This is a genomic window from Helicobacter sp. 13S00401-1, from assembly GCF_002272925.1.
Classification (GTDB): domain Bacteria; phylum Campylobacterota; class Campylobacteria; order Campylobacterales; family Helicobacteraceae; genus Helicobacter_I.
In genome coordinates this window covers 74437-95910 of sequence record NZ_MLAR01000001.1, presented here as the reverse complement: position 1 = coordinate 95910, position 21474 = coordinate 74437, and the positions used below count along the sequence as shown (strand labels likewise).

Annotated in this window: 17 protein-coding genes and 2 tRNA genes; 18 read left to right on the top strand and 1 reads right to left on the bottom strand. The window is 36.1% G+C overall.

Going from position 1 to position 21474, the window contains the following annotated elements:
* Positions 1–175 precede the first annotated feature (175 nt).
* From BKH43_RS00450 to fusA, 14 genes are all read left to right on the top strand, one after another.
* Positions 176–250: transfer RNA gene (locus tag BKH43_RS00450), tRNA-Thr, on the top strand.
* Positions 251–335: 85 nt separating this feature from the next.
* Positions 336–1535, top strand: coding sequence for an elongation factor Tu (gene tuf / locus BKH43_RS00445; protein ID WP_095227380.1), 1200 nt, complete (start codon positions 336–338; stop codon positions 1533–1535).
* Positions 1536–1541: 6 nt separating this feature from the next.
* Positions 1542–1703, top strand: a complete 162-nt coding sequence (gene rpmG / locus BKH43_RS00440; RefSeq protein WP_095227378.1) for a 50S ribosomal protein L33 — start codon at positions 1542–1544, stop codon at positions 1701–1703.
* A gap of 48 nt (positions 1704–1751) precedes the next feature.
* A tRNA-Trp gene (locus BKH43_RS00435) sits at positions 1752–1827 on the top strand.
* A 51-nt stretch (positions 1828–1878) separates the two neighbouring features.
* The gene (gene secE, locus BKH43_RS00430) at positions 1879–2058 is read left to right on the top strand and encodes a preprotein translocase subunit SecE (RefSeq protein ID WP_095227375.1); all 180 of its coding nucleotides are present in this window, start codon (positions 1879–1881) and stop codon (positions 2056–2058) included.
* A 14-nt stretch (positions 2059–2072) separates the two neighbouring features.
* Positions 2073–2717, top strand: a complete 645-nt coding sequence (gene nusG, locus BKH43_RS00425; RefSeq protein WP_095227373.1) for a transcription termination/antitermination protein NusG — start codon at positions 2073–2075, stop codon at positions 2715–2717.
* A 25-nt stretch (positions 2718–2742) separates the two neighbouring features.
* A complete protein-coding gene (gene rplK / locus BKH43_RS00420; protein WP_095227371.1) occupies positions 2743–3165 on the top strand; it encodes a 50S ribosomal protein L11 in 423 nt (140 codons plus the stop codon).
* A gap of 9 nt (positions 3166–3174) precedes the next feature.
* Positions 3175–3879 (top strand): 50S ribosomal protein L1, encoded by a 705-nt coding sequence (gene rplA, locus BKH43_RS00415; protein ID WP_095227369.1) that lies wholly within the window; start codon positions 3175–3177, stop codon positions 3877–3879.
* A 110-nt stretch (positions 3880–3989) separates the two neighbouring features.
* On the top strand, positions 3990–4472 hold the full coding sequence (rplJ, locus tag BKH43_RS00410; RefSeq protein WP_095227367.1) for a 50S ribosomal protein L10: 483 nt from the start codon (positions 3990–3992) through the stop codon (positions 4470–4472).
* Between the two features lie 30 nt (positions 4473–4502).
* The gene (gene rplL / locus BKH43_RS00405) at positions 4503–4877 is read left to right on the top strand and encodes a 50S ribosomal protein L7/L12 (RefSeq protein ID WP_095227365.1); all 375 of its coding nucleotides are present in this window, start codon (positions 4503–4505) and stop codon (positions 4875–4877) included.
* A gap of 176 nt (positions 4878–5053) precedes the next feature.
* Positions 5054–13735, top strand: a complete 8682-nt coding sequence (gene rpoB / locus BKH43_RS00400; protein ID WP_095227363.1) for a DNA-directed RNA polymerase subunit beta — start codon at positions 5054–5056, stop codon at positions 13733–13735.
* Between the two features lie 75 nt (positions 13736–13810).
* The gene (gene rpsL / locus BKH43_RS00395; protein WP_095227361.1) at positions 13811–14197 is read left to right on the top strand and encodes a 30S ribosomal protein S12; all 387 of its coding nucleotides are present in this window, start codon (positions 13811–13813) and stop codon (positions 14195–14197) included.
* Between the two features lie 20 nt (positions 14198–14217).
* Entirely contained in the window at positions 14218–14685 is a 468-nt protein-coding gene (rpsG, locus tag BKH43_RS00390) for a 30S ribosomal protein S7 (protein WP_095227359.1), read from the top strand.
* 9 nt (positions 14686–14694) lie between these two features.
* Positions 14695–16773 carry an elongation factor G gene (fusA, locus tag BKH43_RS00385; protein WP_095227357.1) on the top strand — a complete coding sequence of 693 codons (2079 nt, stop codon included), beginning with the start codon at positions 14695–14697 and terminating at the stop codon, positions 16771–16773.
* Positions 16774–16973: 200 nt separating this feature from the next.
* Here fusA and BKH43_RS00380 read toward each other — a convergent pair whose 3' ends face one another.
* Positions 16974–18041, bottom strand: coding sequence for a family 6 glucosyltransferase (locus tag BKH43_RS00380; protein ID WP_172402274.1), 1068 nt, complete (start codon positions 18039–18041; stop codon positions 16974–16976).
* A gap of 336 nt (positions 18042–18377) precedes the next feature.
* Between BKH43_RS00380 and BKH43_RS08615 the strand changes: the two genes are divergently transcribed.
* From BKH43_RS08615 to BKH43_RS00360, 4 genes are all read left to right on the top strand, one after another.
* The gene (locus BKH43_RS08615) at positions 18378–18788 is read left to right on the top strand and encodes a hypothetical protein (protein ID WP_095227353.1); all 411 of its coding nucleotides are present in this window, start codon (positions 18378–18380) and stop codon (positions 18786–18788) included.
* A gap of 290 nt (positions 18789–19078) precedes the next feature.
* Positions 19079–19813 (top strand): molybdate ABC transporter substrate-binding protein, encoded by a 735-nt coding sequence (gene modA, locus BKH43_RS00370; RefSeq protein WP_095227351.1) that lies wholly within the window; start codon positions 19079–19081, stop codon positions 19811–19813.
* A 136-nt stretch (positions 19814–19949) separates the two neighbouring features.
* Positions 19950–20189, top strand: a complete 240-nt coding sequence (gene acpP / locus BKH43_RS00365; RefSeq protein ID WP_095227349.1) for an acyl carrier protein — start codon at positions 19950–19952, stop codon at positions 20187–20189.
* A gap of 27 nt (positions 20190–20216) precedes the next feature.
* The gene (locus tag BKH43_RS00360; protein WP_095227347.1) at positions 20217–21470 is read left to right on the top strand and encodes a beta-ketoacyl-ACP synthase II; all 1254 of its coding nucleotides are present in this window, start codon (positions 20217–20219) and stop codon (positions 21468–21470) included.
* The last annotated feature ends 4 nt before the right edge of the window (positions 21471–21474 follow it).

Here is a 21474-nt window from a genome sequence, read left to right as displayed (position 1 = left end):
AAGCATATTCAGCTGCATTTAAGTTTTTTTGTGATAGAGTGCACCCTTTAACTTGTAGGCGTTCGTACCACGAAAAAGAGTTAGACTGTAATTGTTTGCTCTATAAAAGTTTGGGAGCTAGTAAATCTCACTGTTTAACTTCTACTTTTTTAGTATCACGCATATAATTAAAATTGCCCATATAGCTCAGTGGCAGAGCACTTCCTTGGTAAGGAAGAGGTCGGCGGTTCAATCCCGCTTGTGGGCTCCAGCTTATTGTGTTTGTTTTTATACCTAATGCAATGGTGTAATTCGTTATAATTTGTATTTAAAATTTTGTAAATAGGAGAAAGTGCATGGCTAAGGAAAAGTTCGTTAAAAATAAGCCTCATGTTAATATAGGTACTATAGGTCACGTAGACCATGGTAAAACTACTTTAAGTGCTGCTATATCAGCAGTTTTATCACTAAAAGGTCTTGCAGAGTTAAAAGACTATGACAATATCGATAATGCCCCAGAAGAAAAAGAAAGAGGTATCACTATTGCTACTTCTCACATAGAGTATGAAACAGAAAATCGTCACTATGCGCACGTTGACTGCCCAGGGCACGCCGACTACGTTAAAAACATGATTACTGGTGCTGCTCAAATGGATGGCGCTATACTAGTTGTTAGTGCAGCTGATGGTCCTATGCCTCAAACTAGAGAGCATATACTTCTATCTCGCCAAGTTGGTGTTCCTTACATAGTTGTTTTCTTAAACAAACAAGATATGCTTGATGATCCAGACTTACTAGAACTAGTAGATATGGAAGTAAGAGACTTACTAAATCAGTACGAGTTCCCAGGTGATGATACTCCTATAGTTGGTGGTTCTGCCCTAAAAGCTTTAGAAGAAGCTAAAAGTGGAACTGTTGGACCATGGGGAGAAAAGATTCTAGAGCTTATGGCTAAAGTTGATGAGTATGTACCAACTCCAGAAAGAGATATAGATAAAGCCTTCCTTATGCCAGTTGAAGATGTTTTCTCAATAGCAGGTCGTGGAACTGTTGTTACAGGAAGAATTGAAAGAGGTGTAGTTTGTGTAGGTGACGAAGTAGAAATCGTAGGAATTCGTGATACTCAAAAAACTACAGTTACTGGTGTTGAAATGTTTAGAAAAGAACTAGACAAAGGTGAGGCTGGTGATAACGTTGGAGTACTTTTAAGAGGTACTAAAAAAGAAGACGTTATGAGAGGTATGGTACTTTGTAAGCCAGGCTCTATAACTCCTCACAAAAAGTTTGAAGCTGAAATCTATGTTCTAACTAAAGATGAAGGTGGACGTCACACTCCATTCCAAGAAAACTACAGACCTCAGTTTTATGTAAGAACTACTGACGTTACAGGAACTATCCATTTACCAGAAGGCGTAGCTCTAGTTGCCCCAGGTGATAACGTTAAGATAACAGTTGAGCTTTTAAACCCTATAGCTCTTGAAGTAGGTACTAGGTTTGCTATTCGTGAAGGTGGTAAAACAGTAGGTGCTGGAGCTGTTACTAATATAATTGAGTAGGTTGTTATGAAAGTAAAAATAGGTCTTAAATGCAGTGAATGTGGTGATATAAACTACAGCACTACAAAAAATGCCAAGACAAACACAAACAAGTTGGAGCTAAAAAAGTTCTGCCCTAGGTTAAATAAGCACACATTGCATAAAGAAGTTAAGTTAAAAACTAACTAGCTTTTTCCACCCTTTCTTTTTTTATAGAAGGAAGGGTAGATTTTATTTAGGTCAGTAGCTCTAATGGTAGAGCATCGGTCTCCAAAACCGAGTGTTGGGGGTTCGAGTCCCTCCTGGCCTGCCATATAAATTATAGTTATTAGATTTGAAAAATAAATAAGGTTCTATTTTAATTATGAAAGCACTTACAAGATATTATAAAAATGTTAGAGAAGAACTGGGCAAAGTTATCTTTCCAGTTAAAGAACAAATAAGAAATGCTTTTATATCCGTCGTTGTCGTTGTGGCTGTAGTTACGATATTCTTAGCGATTGTTGACTTTATACTGCATTATGCATTATCCAAAGTGTTATAAGGAGTAAGCGTATCATGCAAGATAAAATTCTTCAAGAGGATGAACACGGACAAGTAGTCAACGTAGATGATGTAAATACTAAAACTAACCAAACACAAGATACAGATCTAAATCAAGATTTAGGTAATGTAAAACTTGAATGGTACGCTATACAAACTTACTCTGGCAGCGAGCAAGCTGTTAAGAGATCAATTGAGAATCTTGCTTTAAACCCAGAGTTTAAAGGAAAGATTAAAGATGTCATTCTTCCTACAGAAGATGTGTATGAGATAAAAGATAAGAAAAAGAAAGTAACTCAAAAGAGCTTATATCCAGGCTATGTTTTTATCAATGTGTATTTAGATGTGAAGATGTGGCATGTTATACAGTCCTTACCAAAAGTTGGACGCTTTATTGGAGAATCTAAAAAACCTACTCCATTAAGAGAAGAAGAGATTAATCATATTCTAGAAAAGGCTATAAATAGGCCTGCTCCTAGACCTAAGATATTTTTCGATGTTGGTGAAAACATAAGGATAATTGATGGTCCTTTTTCTAACTTTACAGCAGTAGTTGAAAGCTATGATATTAGGCATAAAAAACTGGTTGTTAATGTTAGTATATTTGGAAGAAATACTCCTGTTGAGCTTTCATATACTCAAGTTGAAAAAATCATTTAATAAACTATTTAAAAAAGGATAAAAAATGGCTAAAAAAGTTGTTGGCGAATTAAAGTTGCAAATATCTGCTGGAAAAGCAAATCCATCTCCACCTATTGGTCCTGCCCTAGGTCAGCGTGGAGTTAATATTATGGAATTCTGCAAAGCCTTTAATGAAAAAACAAAAGATATGGGTGATTTTAAGATTCCAACTGTTATTACCATTTATCAGGATAAGAGTTTTACGTTTATAACAAAAAAGCCTCCAGTTACTGATTTAATCAAAAAAGCTGCTGGCATAACAAAAGGCTCTGATAATCCTTTGAAAAATAAAATTGGCAAGATTACGCAAAAACAGTTAGAAGATATAGTTAACGTAAAGCTAGAAGACTTAAACACTACTGATATAGAAGAGGCCAAAAAGATAGTGGCTGGTAGTGCTAGAAGTATGGGCATAGAAGTAGAGTAGGAGAGAGTTATGAGTAAAAAAGATTCTAAGAGGATAAAAAATCTATCAGAAAAGGTAGAAAAAGATAAGTTATATGCCATGGATTCGGCTGTTAGTTTAGTTAAAACTCTCTCTTCTGCTAAGTTTGATGAGACAGTTGAGATAGCTTTACGTTTGGGCGTGGATCCAAGACATGCAGATCAGATGATAAGAGGTGCTGTTGTTTTACCTCATGGCACAGGTAAAACAGTGAGGGTTGCAGTTTTTGCAAAAGGGTTAAAAGCTGATGAAGCTAAAACTGCAGGTGCTGATGTAGTTGGAGATGATGATCTAGCTGAAGAAATTAAAAATGGCAATATTAACTTCGATATGGTTATAGCTACACCGGACTTGATGCCTTTAGTTGGTAAGGTAGGTAGAATTCTAGGGCCAAAAGGTCTTATGCCTAACCCAAAAACTGGAACAGTTACTATGGATATTGCAAAAGCAGTGAATGCTGCTAAAAGTGGTCAAGTAAACTTCCGTGTTGATAAAAAAGGGAATATACATAGCCCTATAGGAAAGGCTAGCTTTGATGCTGATAAGCTTTTAGAAAATATGGTCACTTTAGTAAAGACTATAAATAGATTAAAGCCAGCAAGTGCTAAAGGAAAGTATATAAGATCTGGAGCAGTTTCACTTACCATGAGTCCTTCTGTAAAACTAGATTCTCAAGAGCTAATGGATACAAAATAGTTTTGTATCCACTTTATCTTAGGCTTAAGACTAATGGGGCGTCTAGTACATTTTGTATTAGCATGCTTAAAACATAACCCCTTATAAGCTTAGACCTGAAAGGAGGAAATATGACAAGATTAGAAAAAAAGGAATTAGTAGAGTTTTTAACTAGTGAATTTTCAACTTCAAGTGCTTTGATCGTTTGTGATTATAAAGGCTTACAAGTAAAAAACCTTGAAAGCCTAAGAAGAAACAGCAAGACTTCTGGGATAAAAGTTCATGTACTTAAAAACAAACTAGCAAAAATCGCTTTAAAAGCTAATGGATATCCAGAAGCAGAGTTAAAAGAATCTAATATCTTTATATGGTCAGATGATCAGATATCTCTATCAAAAGTAGTTTGCAAATTCCAAGAAGCTAATGCTGAAAAGTTCAAAGTTAAGTTTGGATTCTTTGATAAAGAAGTAGTTGATGTAGCACACATTACAGCTATCTCTAAACTACCAAGTAAAGATGAGCTTATCGGTATGTTGCTTTCAGTTTGGACTGCACCAGCTAGATACTTTGTAACGGGTTTAGATAATTTAAGAAAGAAAAAAGAAGAGGCTTAATATAAGCCTTCATATAAGAAAGGAACAATAATGGCAATCACTAAAGAAGAAGTATTAGAATATATAGCTAATCTATCTGTACTAGAGCTTTCAGAGCTAGTAAAAGAGTTTGAAGAAAAATTTGGCGTAAGTGCTGCTCCTACAGTAGTAGCAGGTGGCGGTGGCGGCGGTGCTGCAGCTGCTGCTGAAGAAAAAACTGAGTTTGATCTTGTCTTAGTTGATGCTGGAGCTAATAAGATAAATGTTATTAAAGCAGTTAGAGAGATCACTGGTCTTGGTCTAAAAGAAGCTAAAGAAGCTACAGAAAAAACTCCACATACACTAAAAGAAGGTATTAGCAAAGAAGATTGCGAAAACTTCAAGAAAAAATTAGAGGAAGCTGGTGCAAAAGTAGAAGTTAAGTAATTTTATTTTTACTTTTTGACCCTATACCCGCTTAGTAAGGGAGTGAGATACACTTGTATATCACTCTTTTACATGAGTGGGTTTTTTGCTTTATAGAACATTCAAAATATATTAAATGATATTTAGTGTATTTAGAGTGTTTGACTCTTCAAAATATTACTTATGAAGGTTAAAAAATGGATAAAAGATTAGTGCAAAACAGGCTAAGGATTGACTTTTCAAAAGATTCCAAAAATTTAGAGGTTCCAAACCTATTGCTTTTACAAAGAGATAGTTATAACTCTTTTTTATGGAGCACTAAAAATAAGGAAAGTGGTATAGAAAAAATATTAAAGTCAATTTTTCCTATTCACGATGGTAATGACAAGGTAACGCTTGAGTATGTGGACTGTGAGTTTGGTAAGCCTAAATATACTATCAGGGAAGCTATGGAAAGAGGGATCACTTATGCCATACCTTTAAAAATTAGAGTTCGTTTAATCTTGCATGAGAGAGATGAAAAAACTGGTACTAATATTCCAAAAGACATAAAAGAGCAACAAATCTATGTAAGAGAGATTCCATTAATGACTGATAGAACCTCTTTTATCATAAATGGAGTTGAAAGAGTTGTTGTTAATCAGCTTCATAGAAGCCCGGGTGTAATCTTCAAAAAAGATGAATCTGCTACTGCAAGCACTGATATCTATACCGGACAGATAATACCTGATAGAGGTGCATGGCTGTATTTTGAATATGATTCTAAGAATGTTATGTTTGTAAGAATTAACAAAAGAAGAAAAGTACCAGTCACTATCCTTTTAAGAGCTATGGGCTATAGTAAGCAAGACATAGTTAAAATCTTTTATCCAACCTTAAGTATAAAAGTCAAAAAAGATAAGTTTTTAATACCATTTGATCCTGCCATGTATGAAGCTAGAGCTGAGATGGATGTTTATGATGAACATGGTGAAAAGATAATCGAAGCTGGTAAAAGACTTGGTGCTAAACGTTTAAAAGAGCTAAAAGAAAAAGGCATAGAGTATGTTGAGTATCCTGCTAAGTTAGTTGTCGATAAGTATTTAGCTGAGCCTATAGTGGGAAGTGATGGTGAGGTAAGTTATGATGTTTTAACTAAGCTTGATGAAGCAAAACTAAAAAAAATCATCTCTGAAACAAAAGAATTAAAAATCATAAATCACACAGCTACAGGCTATGATGATTCTATAATTAACTCTTTTGCAGCTGATGCTGAATCTTTAAAACTACTTCGTCAGATAGAAAAAATTGATAGTGAAGTAGAGCTTGCTAGAGTTAGAATCTATAAGGTCATGAGACCAGGTGAGCCAGTGCCTAAAGATATGGCTAATAGTTTCTTTAGACAACTTTTCTTTGAATCTGAAAAGTATGACTTAACTCGTGTTGGTCGTATGAAAATGAACCATAAACTAGGGCTTGAAGTGCCTGATTACGTAACTGTTTTAACTCATGAAGACATTATAGAATCTATAAGCTATCTAATGAAAGTTAGAAACAAAGTTGCAAAAGTTGATGATAGAGATCACTTAGGAAATAGAAGGATTAGAGCAATCGGAGAGCTTTTGGCTAATGAGCTTCACTCAGGCCTTGTTAAGATGCAAAAATCTATCCGCGAAAAGCTTTCATCTCAAACAAGCTATGACACCATAATGCCTCATGATCTAATAAGTGCTAAAGTTATAACTAGTACTATTATGGACTTTTTCACAGGTGGGCAACTTTCTCAGTTTATGGATCAAACTAACCCGCTTTCAGAAGTTACTCACAAAAGAAGACTTAGTGCACTTGGTGAGGGTGGTCTTGTTAAAGAAAGAGTTGGTTTTGAAGCCCGTGACGTTCACCCAACCCACTATGGAAGAATCTGTCCTATAGAAACTCCAGAAGGTCAAAACATAGGTCTTATAAACACTCTTTCAACCTTTACTAGAGTTAATGAGCTAGGATTTATAGAAGCTCCTTATAGAAAAGTTATAGATGGAAAAGTCACTGATGAAGTGGTTTATCTAACTGCTACTCAAGAAGATGGTCATGTAGTTGCCCCTGCTAGCACTAAGGTTGATAATGAAGGTAATATCCTTGTTCAAACTAGGGAAGTTATAGAAAATGACGGTAATAAAGTCCTAGAAGAAGAAAGGATAGAAACTAGAGTAGGTGGTGAGATAGTTTTAAATGAAAAAAGCAAGATTACTCTAATAGACCTAAGCCCTAGGATGCTAGTAGGTGTTGCTGCAAGCCTTATACCTTTCTTAGAGCACGATGATGCTAACCGTGCTTTAATGGGCTCAAACATGCAACGTCAAGCTGTACCTTTATTAATACCAGATGCGCCTATAGTTGGAACTGGTATAGAAAAGATTATCGCAAGAGATTCTTGGGAGGCCATAAAAGCTAAAAGAAATGGTGTGGTAGAAAAAGTAGATGGTAAGAATATCTATGTGCTAGGAGAAAATGAAGAGGGTGTTTACATAGATAGTTACTCTATGCAAAAAAATATGAGGACTAACCAAAACACTAGCTTTACCCAGCATCCTATAGTCAGAGAGGGAGATATAGTTGAAGAAGGCCAGATCATAGCTGATGGCCCATCTATGGAGCATGGAGAATTAGCACTAGGTAAAAACGTACGTGTTGCTTTCATGCCTTGGAATGGCTATAACTTTGAAGATGCTATCGTTATAAATGAAAAACTTATACGTGAAGATGCTTTTACTTCTATACACATCTATGAAAAAGAAGTTGAAGCTAGAGAGCTTAAGCATGGGATCGAAGAGATAACTGCTGATCTTCCTAATGTAAAAGAAGAAGACATAGCCCATCTTGATAAAAGCGGTATAGTAAAAATAGGTACTTATGTAACTGGTGGGATGATACTAGTTGGTAAGGTTTCTCCAAAAGGTGAAGTTAAACCTACTCCTGAAGAAAGACTACTTAGGGCTATCTTTGGTGAAAAAGCAGGTCACGTTGTAGATAAGTCTTTGCTTTGCCCTCAAAGTATGGAAGGTTACGTAGTTGATGTGAAAATATTCACTAAAAAAGGCTATGAAAAAGATGCAAGGGCAATTAGTGCTTACGAGCAAGAAAAGAAAGTCTTAGATATAGAAAACAATGACAGACTTTTAATGCTTGATAAAGAAGAAAGCTTGCGTATTAGCCTTATGCTTTCTAAAGAAAAACTAAGTCTTGATGCTGAAGTAAATGGAGTTAAGTATAAAAAAGGTGATGCTTTATCAAGAGATGAGCTTTTAAAGATTAATCGCTACTCTTTAAATACACTTATTAAGCACTATCCAAAAGCTGTGCAATTAAAATATGAGCAGATAAAATCTAACTTCTTAGAGCAAAAAAAGACTTTAGGTGAAGAGCATGAAGAAAAATTAGCGATCCTAGAAAAAGATGACATCTTACAAAACGGTGTTGTAAAACTAGTAAAAATCTATATAGCAACTAAACGTAAGTTAAAAGTTGGTGATAAAATGGCAGGACGCCATGGTAACAAAGGTATAGTAAGTAACATAGTCCCAGAAGTGGATATGCCTTATACTGCTGATGGTACTCCAGTAGATATCATCCTAAACCCATTAGGGGTTCCTAGTCGTATGAACATAGGCCAGATTCTAGAAGTGCATTTAGGACTAGTTGGCAAAGAGCTAGGTAAGCAAATCCAAGTAGAACTAGATAATATGAAAGATGGCTTTGTAGATGCTTTACGCACTAAGATGGTTGACATAGCTAAAGTTGTAAATGAAGACAATGAGCTTTGTGCCCAGCTAGAAAAGATAAGTAATGAAGAGTTACTATCTTATGCACGCGACTGGAGTAATGGAGTTAAGTTTGCTATACCAGTTTTTGAAGGAATCTCTCAAGAGAAATTTGATAGATTATTTAAAATGGCAAAGATTTCTATGGATGGAAAGACTGAGCTTTATGATGGAAAAACTGGTGAAAAGATAAAAGAAAAAGTTAATGTCGGCTATATCTACATGCTAAAACTTCACCACCTTGTTGATGAGAAAATGCACGCTAGAAGCACAGGAACCTACTCTCTTGTAACCCAACAACCAGTTGGTGGTAAGGCACTATTTGGTGGTCAAAGATTTGGTGAGATGGAAGTTTGGGCACTTGAAGCTTACGGTGCTGCACACACTCTAAAAGAGATGTTAACTATCAAGTCAGATGATGTCAAAGGAAGAAAAGAAGCCTACTTTGCTATCACTAAAGGTGAGCACGTAGGAGATTCTGAGATACCAGAAACTTTTTACGTTCTAACAAAAGAGCTTCAGTCTTTAGCCCTTGATGTAAACGTTTATAGCAATGACTTAGATGAAAATGGCAGACCAAAAGTTATAGAGATAACAGAAAAAGAAAGACCAAAAGACTTTAACGCACTTCAGTTAGTTCTAGCAAGCCCAGAAAAGATAAGATCTTGGAGTCATGGTGAGGTTAAAAAGCCAGAAACTATAAACTATAGGACTTTAAAGCCTGAAAGAGATGGGCTATTTTGCGCCAAAATCTTTGGACCTGTAAGAGATTATGAGTGTAGTTGTGGAAAGTATAAAAAAGGACGCTACAAAGACATTATCTGTGATAAATGTGGTGTTGAAGTAACTACATCTAAGGTGAGACGTTCTCGCATGGGGCATATAGAGTTAGTAACTCCAGTAGCGCATATTTGGTATGTTAACTCCCTCCCTAGTCGTATAGGTACGCTTTTAGGCGTTAAGATGAAAGACTTAGAACGTGTACTTTACTATGAAGCTTATATAGTAAAAGAGCCTGGCGATGCTTACTATGATAATGAATCTACTAAAAAAGTTGCTAAGTTTGATATCTTAAATGAAGAGCAGTACAACAACATCAATGAACACTTTGGTCACACTGGCTTTAAAGCACAAATGGGTGGGGCTGCTGTAAAAGAACTTTTAGAAGAGCTAGACTTAGTAGAGCTACTAACCATGCTTAAACTAGAAGTTAAAAATACTAACTCAGAAGCTAGAAAAAAGTCTATCATTAAACGCTTAAAGATAGTAGAAGCCTTCCTAAACTCTGATAATAGACCTGAGTGGATGATGCTTAGTATCTTGCCTGTGCTTCCTCCAGACTTAAGACCTTTAGTTTCTCTTGATGGTGGAAAGTTTGCAGTAAGTGATGTAAACGATCTTTATAGAAGAGTTATAAATCGTAACCAAAGACTTAAAAAGCTACTAGAACTAGATGCACCTGAAATCATCGTAAGAAATGAAAAAAGGATGCTTCAAGAAGCAGTAGATGCGCTATTTGATAATGGTAAAAATGGTAATGCTGTAAAAGGCGCTAATAAACGCCCACTTAAATCTTTAAGTGAGATTATCAAAGGTAAACAAGGTAGATTCCGTCAGAATCTACTTGGTAAAAGGGTTGACTTCTCTGGACGTAGTGTTATCGTAGTTGGACCTAACCTTAGAATGGATGAATGCGGCCTACCTAAAAATATGGCACTAGAGCTTTTCAAACCTCACTTATTAGCAAAGTTAGAAGAAAAAGGCTATGTGAAAAATCTTAAGTCTGCTAAAAAGATGTTAGATGATAAAGAAGATGTAGTGTGGGAGTGCTTACAAGAGATAATTAAGGGTTATCCTATCATGCTAAACCGTGCGCCTACGCTGCATAAGCAATCTATCCAAGCCTTCCATCCTAAGCTAATAGATGGAAAAGCTATACAACTTCACCCACTAGTTTGTTCAGCCTTTAACGCGGACTTTGATGGGGATCAAATGGCAGTGCACGTGCCATTAAGTCAAGAGGCTATCACTGAGTGTAAGGTTTTAATGCTTAGCTCTATGAATATCTTACTTCCAGCTAGCGGTAAGCCAGTAGCTGTTCCTAGCCAAGATATGGTTTTAGGGCTTTACTACATGTCTTTAATTAAGAAAAACACTAAAGGTGAGCATAAACTTTTTGCTAACTTTAATGAGATTTCTATCGCACTAGATTCTGGTGATCTTGATATAAACAGTAGAATCTATGTAGTAGAAGATGGCAAAAAGCTAGAAACTACAGCAGGACGCATGGTAGTTAAGTCTATACTTCCAGACTTTGTGCCTACAGATCTTTGGAATAGAATCTTAAAGAAAAAAGATATATCTAATCTAATTGATTGTGTATATAAAGAAGGTGGGGTTGGTATAACAGCTAACTTCTTAGATAATCTTAAAAATCTAGGCTTTAAGTACGCCACAAAAGCAGGTATCTCAATATCAGCAAGTGATATTATAGTGCCTCCTTCAAAAGCTGAGCTTATAGAAAAAGCTAAGATTAGAATCCACGATGAGTGTAGATTCCTAGATAAAGGTGCCTTGACTTCTGCAGAACAGCACAACAAGATAATAGATATCTGGACAGAAACTAGCAATAAGATGGGCGCTGAGATGATGGAAAGAGTACGTCTTGATAAAGATGGCTTTAACTCTATTTATATGATGGCAGATTCTGGAGCTAGAGGTAGTGCGGCACAGATCCGCCAGCTTTCAGCTATGCGTGGTCTTATGGCAAAACCAGATGGAAGCATCATAGAAACACCTATCCTTTCTAACTTTAAAGAAGGGCTAAATGTTTTAGAGTACTTCATATCAACGCACGGTGCTAGAAAAGGTCTTGCGGATACAGCGCTTAAAACATCTAATGCTGGTTATCTAACAAGAAAGCTAATAGATGTTTCTCAAAACATGAAGATAACTATGGATGATTGTGGAACTCACGAAGGCATAGAGTGCTCTGATATAGTTGTGGGTAATGAAGTCATAGAAGCTTTAGAAGAAAGAATCTTAGGGCGCGTTGTGGCTGAAGATATATTAGATCCTATATCTCAAGAGATACTTATCCATGAAGGAACTTTAGTAACTGAACCTCTAGCTTTAAGAGTTAAAGAAGCAGGCGTTAAGTCAGTGCCTATAAGAACTCCGGCAACTTGTAAGGCTTTAAAAGGAATCTGTGCTAAGTGCTATGGGTTAAATCTAGGTGAAGGTAAGATGAGCAAACCTGGAGAGGCCGTTGGTGTTATAGCAGCCCAGTCCATTGGAGAGCCTGGAACCCAGTTAACTCTTAGAACTTTCCACGTTGGAGGAACTGCTAATGCATCTCAAGGTGAAACTGAGATAAGCACTACTAAAGATGGTTTTATTAGATATCACAATATAGACTTGCAAGTTAATAGTAATGGTCAAAACATCATAACTAACAGAAGGGCAGCGGCTATATTACTAGTTGAACCGCGCATTAAAGCACCATTTGATGGAATCTTAAGCATAGAAGTAGTTCGTGATGAAGTTTTAGTAACTGTTAAAAATGACAAAGAAGAACAAAAGTTCACTTTAAGAAAAACAGATGTTGCAAAAGATAACGACCTAGCAGGCATTAATGGACGCATAGACGGCAAGCTTTTCTTGCCTCATAAAGATGGATTTAGCGTGCAAGCTGGAGGTAGTATAGTAGATACTATTAAAGAGATATGGAATATACCAAATAGGATCCCATACGCTAGTGAGCTTTTAGTTGAAGATAATCTTCCTATATCTAAAAATATAGTAGCTGGGGAAAATGGTACTGTAAGATTTTGTATGCTGCAGTCTGATAAGTTAGAGCCTTTTACTGATGCGGCTAAAGACTATGTTGTAGATGAAAAAGGCGTTTATGCTTTAATCATCAGCAAAGATAGAGAAGTAGCTAGACACTACATAGCTAGAGGATCTGTTTTGCAAGTAGATAATAACACTGAAGTAAAAGCTGATACGCTAATAGCTAAAGGAAACAACAAAGCAGTAGTTATAGCCAAGTGGGAATCTTATAACAACCCTGTTATCTCAGACATTAACGGTAAGGTTCAGTATAGAGATATCATCAAAGGCACAACAGTGACTGATAAAAAAGATGGAATCTCTAATGTAAAATATCTTGCAGTTAATGATCACATCCCTGTAGGTTATACTCCTATGATAGTTGTTATAGGTGAAGATGGAAGCGAGAAGTTTTATAACCTATCTCCAAAAAGCACTATCTTAGTTAAAGATGGAGATGTTGTAAAAAGAGCAGATACGCTATTTAAAACTCCAAAAGAGGCCATTAAGTCTAAAGATATCACCGGAGGTCTTCCTCGTGTAAGTGAACTTTTTGAAGCTAGAAAACCAAAAGATATGGCAGTTTTATCTGAGATAGATGGGACAGTAAGCTTTGGTAAGGATGTAAGAAACAAAAGAAGGATAGTTATAACTTCTAATGATGGAAGTGTAGTTGAGTACTTTGTGGATGAAAAAACTAAAAAGATACTAGTTCATAATGGCGAAAATGTTTATGCTGGTGAGCCTTTAACTGATGGTACTATTTCAAGTCATGATATATTAAGAATCAAAGGTGAAAAAGAGCTACACAAATATATCATCAGTGAGGTTCAGCAAGTTTACCGTGGTCAAGGAGTTAGCATAGCTGATAAGCATATAGAAATAATAGTTTCTCAGATGCTGCGTCAAGTTAAGATTCTAGATTCTGGTAATACAAAATTTGTTGAAGGAGACCTTGTTAGCAAGCGTCACTTCAGAGAAGAAAATGAAAAGATACTAAAAATTGGTGGGGATCCAGCTATAGCAGAGCCAACCTTGCTTGGTATCACTAGGGCATCTATCGGAAGTGATTCTATAATATCAGCTGCATCTTTCCAAGAAACTACTAAAGTGCTAGCTGAAGCCAGCATAGCTGCTAAGACTGACCACTTAGAAGACTTGAAAGAAAACGTTGTATTAGGTCGTATGATACCTGTTGGAACTGGTATGTATAAAGACAAGATCTTTAGAATCCGCCGTGGTAGAGTTTAAGCTTAGAGGTTAGCCTAGAAAAACTAGGCTTTTACAAGTATAATATTAAAAATTTTAAATTTATAAGGAAAGTTCGTGCCAACCATTAATCAATTGATTCGCAAAGAAAGAAGCAAGGTTATAAAAAAGACTAAGTCACCAGCTCTTCAAGAGTGCCCTCAAAGAAGAGGAGTTTGTACTCGTGTTTATACAACAACTCCTAAAAAGCCAAACTCTGCGTTAAGAAAAGTTGCAAAAGTAAGGCTTACAAGCAAGTTTGAAGTTATTAGCTATATCCCAGGTGAGGGTCACAACCTTCAAGAACACAGTATCGTTTTAGTTCGTGGCGGAAGGGTAAAAGACTTACCAGGTGTTAAGTATCACATCATCCGTGGTGCCCTAGATACTGCTGGTGTAGCAAAAAGAACTGTCTCAAGAAGTAAATACGGTGCTAAAAAAGCTAAAAAAGAAGCCAAAAAATAAATATATAAGGTAGGTAATAAATGAGAAGAAGAAAAGCTCCAGTTAGAGAAATCTTAGGTGACCCAATTTATGGAAGTAAAGTAGTTACTAAATTCATAAACAAAATGATGTATGACGGTAAAAGAAGTATCGCAGAAAAGATCATTTATGCAGCCTTCACTAAGATAGAAGAAAAAAATGGCGAAAAAGGCATAGAAGTTTTTGAAAAAGCTTTAGAAAGAGTTAAGCCATTAGTTGAAGTTAGAAGTAGAAGAGTAGGTGGTGCAACCTATCAAGTACCTGTTGAGGTTAGAGCAGTAAGACAACAAAGCCTTTCTATTAGATGGCTACTTGAAGCTACAAGAAAAAGAAACGAAAGAACTATGGTAGATAGACTAGCAAATGAGCTAATAGATGCGGCAAATGATAGAGGAAGTGCTTTTAGAAAAAAAGAAGAAATACATAGAATGGCAGAAGCAAACAAAGCTTTCGCACACTATCGCTGGTAGGTAAATAAAATGGCAAGAACTACCCCCTTAGATAAAATTAGAAATATAGGAATAGCAGCTCATATCGACGCAGGAAAAACAACTACAACTGAAAGGATACTTTTCTATACAGGTGTTAGTCACAAGATCGGTGAAGTGCACGATGGTGCAGCCACTATGGACTGGATGGAGCAAGAAAAAGAAAGAGGTATAACCATTACTTCTGCGGCAACTACTTGTTTTTGGAAAAACTACCAAATAAACATTATAGACACTCCAGGACACGTTGACTTTACTATAGAAGTTGAAAGATCCATGCGTGTGCTTGATGGCGCTGTGGCTGTGTTTTGTTCTGTTGGTGGTGTACAACCTCAAAGTGAAACAGTTTGGAGACAGGCTAATAAATACGGCGTTCCAAGAATGGTCTTTGTTAACAAGATGGATAGGATAGGCGCTAACTTTTTTAACGTTGAATCTCAAATTAAAACTAGGCTAAAAGCTAACCCAGTACCTATTAATATACCTATAGGTGCTGAAGATAACTTCAAAGGTGTTATAGACCTAATCAAAATGAAAGCCATAGTTTGGAATGATGAAACTATGGGTGCTAAATACGACATAGAAGAAATTCCAGCTGAACTTTTAGAAGAAGCTAAAAAGTACCGTGAAAAGATGGTAGAAGCAGCAGCTGAGCAAGATGAAGTATTGATGGAAAAATACCTTGGTGGCGAAGAGCTAAGTGAGGCAGAGATTAAAAAAGGTATAAAAGCAGGTTGTTTGAAAATGGAACTTATACCTATGCTTTGTGGAAGTTCTTTTAAAAACAAAGGTGTTCAAACCTTACTTGATGCAGTAGTTGACTTTCTACCAAGCCCAACTGAAGTTGTAAACATTAAAGGTATAGATCCTAAAACTGATGAAGAAGTGCATGTAGAATCTTCAGATAGTGGTGAGTTTGCAGGACTTGCATTTAAGATAATGACAGATCCTTTTGTTGGACAGTTAACCTTCGTTCGTGTGTATAGAGGCAAACTAGAATCTGGTAGTTATGTGCTTAACTCAACTAAAGAGAAAAAAGAGCGTGTTGGTAGACTTTTAAAAATGCACTCTAACAAAAGAGAAGACATTAAAGAAGTTTACGCTGGTGAGATTTGTGCCTTTGTTGGTTTAAAAGACACCCTAACAGGTGACACACTTTGTAGTGAAAAGGCACCAGTTATCCTAGAGAGGATGGAGTTCCCAGAGCCAGTTATACAAATCGCAGTTGAGCCAAAAACTAAGGCTGACCAAGAAAAAATGAGCGTAGCACTAGGCAAGTTAGCTGAAGAAGATCCAAGCTTTAGAGTTAGTACTCAAGAAGAAACAGGTCAAACACTAATTGGCGGTATGGGTGAGCTTCACTTAGAAATCATTGTTGATAGATTAAAAAGAGAGTTTAAAGTTGAAGCTGAGATCGGTCAACCTCAAGTTGCCTTCCGTGAGACTATAAGAGATTCTGTAAACAAAGAGCATAAATATGCTAAGCAGTCCGGTGGTCGTGGTCAGTACGGGCACGTATTTATCAAGCTTGAACCTAAAGAAGCTGGAACTGGCTATGAGTTTGTAAACAACATAAGTGGTGGTGTTATACCTAAAGAGTATATCCCTGCTGTTGATAAAGGCATACAAGAAGCTATGCAAAGTGGTGTGCTAGCTGGCTATCCAGTAGTTGACTGTAAGGTTACTTTATATGATGGAAGCTACCATGAAGTGGATAGTTCAGAGATGGCATTTAAGATAGCTGGTTCTATGGCGTTTAAAGAAGCTTGCAGAAGTGCTAAACCTGTACTTTTAGAGCCTATGATGAAGGTTGAAGTAGAAGTACCAGAAGAGTACATGGGTGATGTTATAGGTGACTTAAACCGTCGTCGTGGTCAGATAAACTCCATGGATGATAGGATGGGCTTAAAACTAGTTAACGCCCACGTTCCACTAGCAGAGATGTTTGGCTACTCAACTGACCTAAGATCAGCTACTCAAGGGCGTGGTACTTACACTATGGAGTTTAATCACTATGGTGAAGTTCCAAACAATATAGCTAAAGAGATAGTAGAAAAGAGAAAAAGCTAAGATAGCTTGTAAGGACACTTTTTAGTCCTTACAAAAGTTTTTACAAACCTTACTTTTTACAAACCTTACTTTTTTATAAATTTTTAATTATAGATTCTCTTCCTCTTTTTGGGCGGAGTTTCTAGCCACTTCCTTACTAAAAAACTACTTTTTAAAATAAGACACTTTTTGATTGATTAGTGCACAAAAAGTACATACGTCTAGATTTTATCATTTCTTTTGATATATTTTTTAAGCCTACGTTTTATTAAAGAGGCTAGTTTTCTTGCTACATTTACACGCGAAATATAATATCTTAAAGATACGTTCTTGTGCTGCTTTTCTCCCCTTAAGTAGTCATGACCTCCATACTTAGGATTACTTTTTTCTAAAAGTAGTATCTTTGTGTGCTTTTTCAAGTCAAAGTATCCATTAATAGCAGTTTGCATAAAGCAGCGTCTATCTTCATAGCTTTTAAGTTCGCTTTGTTTAGCTAGGAGTTTTTCTAGTTCAAGAGATGGGATTAAGTTAAGTCTAGAAAGCAAGTTTTTAGTAAACTCTTTTTTCTTTAGTTCATCTTTCATGCACTCTTCATCCATAATAAACTTATCGCTTATGCTAAATTCCCAACCTTCAGGCACAAGAAAAGTGCTTGGCAGAGCTTTTATCTCTTTGTCTAAAAAGTACTTATTTATATGACTTTCATCATGCCATAAAGCAACTATACCTTTATCTAAGTCTTGTTGTATGTTATCTCTTAAGTCTTTTATAAGTTTAAGATAAGCATCTTTGGCTCCCCCATTTAGCCCACCAGCATAGTAGGCAAGACCATCTCCTTCTTTAATGTAAGCAAGGGATTTTTCATTTCTATCATAAGTAAATTTTGCAGCATCTTTCTTTGGGACTATATTAAACTCTAAGTCTAAGTCTATAAATCCTGGATGAAGGCATCCAACTAAACCAGACTTAGTGTTTGGTAAAAACTCATCTTTAGTTATCTCTTGCTTTATGACTATATTGGCATTAAAAAAGTAGATATAGTCAAACTCTTTTAATCTATCTCTTATCTCATAAAACATGTGGTAGCGCATTAAAGTGTCATAGGGCCAACCAAGTTTTTCTTGATAGATCTTAGTTATATCTTTTGTGTTTTTAATCTTTTTAGAATCTGTCCATACAAAGTAGTGCTTTTGTGCACCTTTTATAAAAAACTTTTGCATAGTTTTATGAAACTTTTTGAAAAAAATATCATAGCGCCCCGTAGATATATAAAGTATGGCTATCTTCATCTTGCTTTTATCCTCTGATGGCAGAGTTTGTATATTTGAGGGGGGGGGGGGGTAGCTATGGAGTTTAGTATAGCTTTTGTACTTTTTGCTTGCATGTATCATTCTACCTTCAATAAAGCTTTGAAATAAATTTTTGACTAAGAGCTTGTTCTTCTTCTTCTTTTTTTTGTCAAGCTAACTTATTACTTTATTATTATTTTTGTCTTTCTATCTCTAAATTACACCACCATAAGATTAATATGTAAGCTTTTATTCTTAAAATACATGTTTTTCATCGACAAAATGGGATTTGTGATAAAATCTTGCTTAGCTGTGCAGACTTAAAGTGAGGTTTTTGTGGAACAAGTGATTTTTATAATTATAAGCTTTGTAGTGATTGTAGGCTTGTTTTTATTTGCCTTATTTAAGTTTGTGCTAGTAAAACCTAACAAAAAAGCTTTAGCACCTAAAGAGCAAGACTACTTTGGAATCCAAAATGTAATGGTAGTTTTAGATTCCAGAACTAGTAGTGCTTCTGACTTGCAAGAAGCTATAGATAAGTTTATGAAGCACTATGATGAGCTAGCTCCAAGTAAGATACAGCTTAAAAACATCCTTATAGCCCTAGCTTTACACAAAAACTCCAACAAAGACATCATTTTAAACACTCAAAAAAAGCTACAAGAGCTTAATCCTGATATGAGCAGCGATCTAGAAAAGGCTGTAAAAAGAGGGCTTGATGCAAGGAAACAGTCTAGGTTTAATTAAACTTACTTAACTTAAATTAATTTTTTTGCAAGCTAGGCTAAGCATATGTAAGGCATATAAAAACCTAGTTTTTTAAAGTTAAATATTTTTTACTTTAGATTCTATATTTTTGTCATAAAAGACATAAAGGGCTTATTTGGTTTAAAAGTTTTACACTAAATTAGATACTTTTACATTTTATGCATAGTTTTAATCCCAAATATACCTTTTTAAACTTAAAAACAATTTTTACTTTTTTAGCTTTATTAGTAGAATGGAATCTTAAATTTTTAATAGTTTAGGAGTTATTGATGAAGGTTTTTATAAAGGTAGCAATAGTTGCACTGCTTGGAGTTAACTCACTTTTTGCAGCCCACTTAGAAGTTTTAGCAGCGGCTAATTTACGGTATGTTTTACAAGATGTTAAAAGTGCATTTTTAAAAGACCACCCAAATGACAGTATGGATATCACTCTTGATGCAAGTGGTAGGCTTTATGCAAAAGTCACTCAAGGGTTAAAGGCTGATCTTTTTATATCCGCTGATGAAAGCTTTCCAGAAAAGCTTTATAAGGCTAATCTTGCCACTAAACCAGTGGTGTACACACAAGGAATCTTGGTTTTATGGAGTGATGGAGATATGAAAGTTACCTCACTAGAAGATATGCTTAAAGCCAAAAATATAGCCCTTCCTAACCCTCAAACTGCCCCTTATGGCAGGGCTGCACTAGAAGCTTTGCAAAATAGTGGTCTTTATAATGAAGTAAAATCTAAAATCGCAACCGCCCTTTCTATATCTCAAGCTAACCAGTTTGTAATCTCTCGTAATGCACAAATTGGCTTTAATGCTCTCTCCATGGTAAGATCTCAAAAAAATGCAAGCATTTTAGTAGTAGATAGCAAGCTTTACTCACCTATAAAACAGGCTATGAGTATATTAAACAGCAGTGAGCATAAAACTTTAGCTAAGGAGTTTTATGACTTTATATTAAGTCCTAAAGGACAAAAAATCTTCTCAGAGTATGGATACAAGGAGTTAAAACACTAGTATTTTTTAGATTCTATCTTGCATAGAAAGATTAACGCATACACTATGTCTTGCTTGCGCAAGCGTGTATATGCCCTTATTTTTTTATTTTAGATACAATTTTGCAAAATTAATAATATAAAGAGGAGTTTTCAATATGAGTACGGAGATTTTTAAACAAGTAGCTGAGTTAGTATCACAAAACCTAAGCGTAGATCTAGAAGCAGTTAAACCAGAGTCTGAGTTTGTAAAAGACCTAAATGCAGATTCTTTAGACGTAGTAGAGCTTATCATGGCCTTAGAAGAAAAGTTTAACATCGAGATTCCAGACGAAGAAGCTGAAAAGATAAAGAAGGTTAGCGACGTTGTAGATTACATTGCTAAAAATGTAAAGTAGGATCTTTAAGATAGTTAAGGAGAATATGTGCGAAGAATAGCAGTTGTTGGCCTTGGCATGGTGAATGCTCTAGGACTTGAAAAGGAGACGTCCTTTCAAAGAATAGTAGCTGGCGAAAGTGGAGTTAAACGTATTGAGAGTTTTGATGTGGAGGGGTTTCCCGTACAGATCGCAGCTGAGATTACTAACTTTAATCCAGAAAGTGTTTTAAATCCTAAAGATTTTAAAAAAGCACATCGTTTCATTCAGCTTGGTCTTTTGGCCGCTAAAGAAGCTTTAGTAGAAAGTGGTTTACTAAACTCTGAGGGCAAGGTAAAAGAAGAGTTTAGAGATAGATTTGGTGTTTGTAGTGCATCTGGCATTGGTGGTTTAGGAAATATAGAAGCTAATTCTATAGCCTGCCATGACAAAGGGCCTAAGAGGGTAACTCCTTTTTTCATACCTTCAGCCTTAGTTAATATGCTAGGCGGTTTTGCTTCCATTGAGTTTGATATCAAAGGACCTAACCTATCTTGTGTTACTGCTTGTGCTGCTGGAACTCACGCAATTATCGATGCTGTAAAAACTATAGCTCTAGATGGTGCTGATAGAGTGCTAGTAGTTGGAGCAGAATCTGCTATATGTCCAGTTGGTATAGGAGGCTTTGCAGCTATGAGAGCACTTAGCACAAGAAATGATGACCCACAAACTGCAAGCAGACCTTTTGATAAAGATAGAGATGGCTTTGTTATGGGTGAAGGTGCGGGAGCTTTAGTGCTTGAAGACTATGAGTTAGCCAAAGCAAGGGGAGCTAAGATCTATGGCGAGATAGTAGGTTTTGGAGAAAGCAGTGATGCTAATCATATAACTACTCCAGCACCTGGTGGTGAAGGGGCTTATAGAGCTATGAAGGCGGCCCTTGATATGGCCAAAAAAGAGTATCCTGATATAAAGATAGATTATATTAACGCGCATGGTACAAGCACAGGCTATAACGATTTGTTTGAAACGCAAGCTATGAGACAAGCCTTCCCTGAAGGTGTCCCGCCAGTTAGTTCAACTAAGGGTCAAATAGGCCACTGCCTAGGTGCTGCTGGTGCTATAGAAGCTGTTATATCGCTACTAGCCTTAGAGGCTAATATCATGCCGCCAACTATCAATCAGTTCACAACAGACCCAGAGTGCGACCTAGACTATATACCAAATGTTGCTAGGAAGAAAGACTTAAACTTTGTTATGAGTAACTCATTTGGATTTGGTGGTACTAATGGCGTTGTAATCTTCAAAAGATGTGAAGCGTAAAGAT

Excerpts from the sequence above, each read along its gene's own strand:
- acpP (WP_095227349.1), top strand. The coding sequence starts at position 19,950 with ATGAGTACGGAGATTTTTAAACAAGTAGCTGAGTTAGTATCACAAAAC.
- rplL (WP_095227365.1), top strand. The coding sequence starts at position 4,503 with ATGGCAATCACTAAAGAAGAAGTATTAGAATATATAGCTAATCTATCT.
- nusG (WP_095227373.1), top strand. The coding sequence starts at position 2,073 with ATGCAAGATAAAATTCTTCAAGAGGATGAACACGGACAAGTAGTCAAC.
- rpsG (WP_095227359.1), top strand. The coding sequence starts at position 14,218 with ATGAGAAGAAGAAAAGCTCCAGTTAGAGAAATCTTAGGTGACCCAATT.
- fusA (WP_095227357.1), top strand. The coding sequence starts at position 14,695 with ATGGCAAGAACTACCCCCTTAGATAAAATTAGAAATATAGGAATAGCA.
- rpmG (WP_095227378.1), top strand. The coding sequence starts at position 1,542 with ATGAAAGTAAAAATAGGTCTTAAATGCAGTGAATGTGGTGATATAAAC.
- modA (WP_095227351.1), top strand. The coding sequence starts at position 19,079 with ATGAAGGTTTTTATAAAGGTAGCAATAGTTGCACTGCTTGGAGTTAAC.
- tuf (WP_095227380.1), top strand. The coding sequence starts at position 336 with ATGGCTAAGGAAAAGTTCGTTAAAAATAAGCCTCATGTTAATATAGGT.
- secE (WP_095227375.1), top strand. The coding sequence starts at position 1,879 with ATGAAAGCACTTACAAGATATTATAAAAATGTTAGAGAAGAACTGGGC.
- rplA (WP_095227369.1), top strand. The coding sequence starts at position 3,175 with ATGAGTAAAAAAGATTCTAAGAGGATAAAAAATCTATCAGAAAAGGTA.
- BKH43_RS00380 (WP_172402274.1), bottom strand. The coding sequence starts at position 18,041 with ATGAAGATAGCCATACTTTATATATCTACGGGGCGCTATGATATTTTT.
- rpoB (WP_095227363.1), top strand. The coding sequence starts at position 5,054 with ATGGATAAAAGATTAGTGCAAAACAGGCTAAGGATTGACTTTTCAAAA.
- rplK (WP_095227371.1), top strand. The coding sequence starts at position 2,743 with ATGGCTAAAAAAGTTGTTGGCGAATTAAAGTTGCAAATATCTGCTGGA.
- rplJ (WP_095227367.1), top strand. The coding sequence starts at position 3,990 with ATGACAAGATTAGAAAAAAAGGAATTAGTAGAGTTTTTAACTAGTGAA.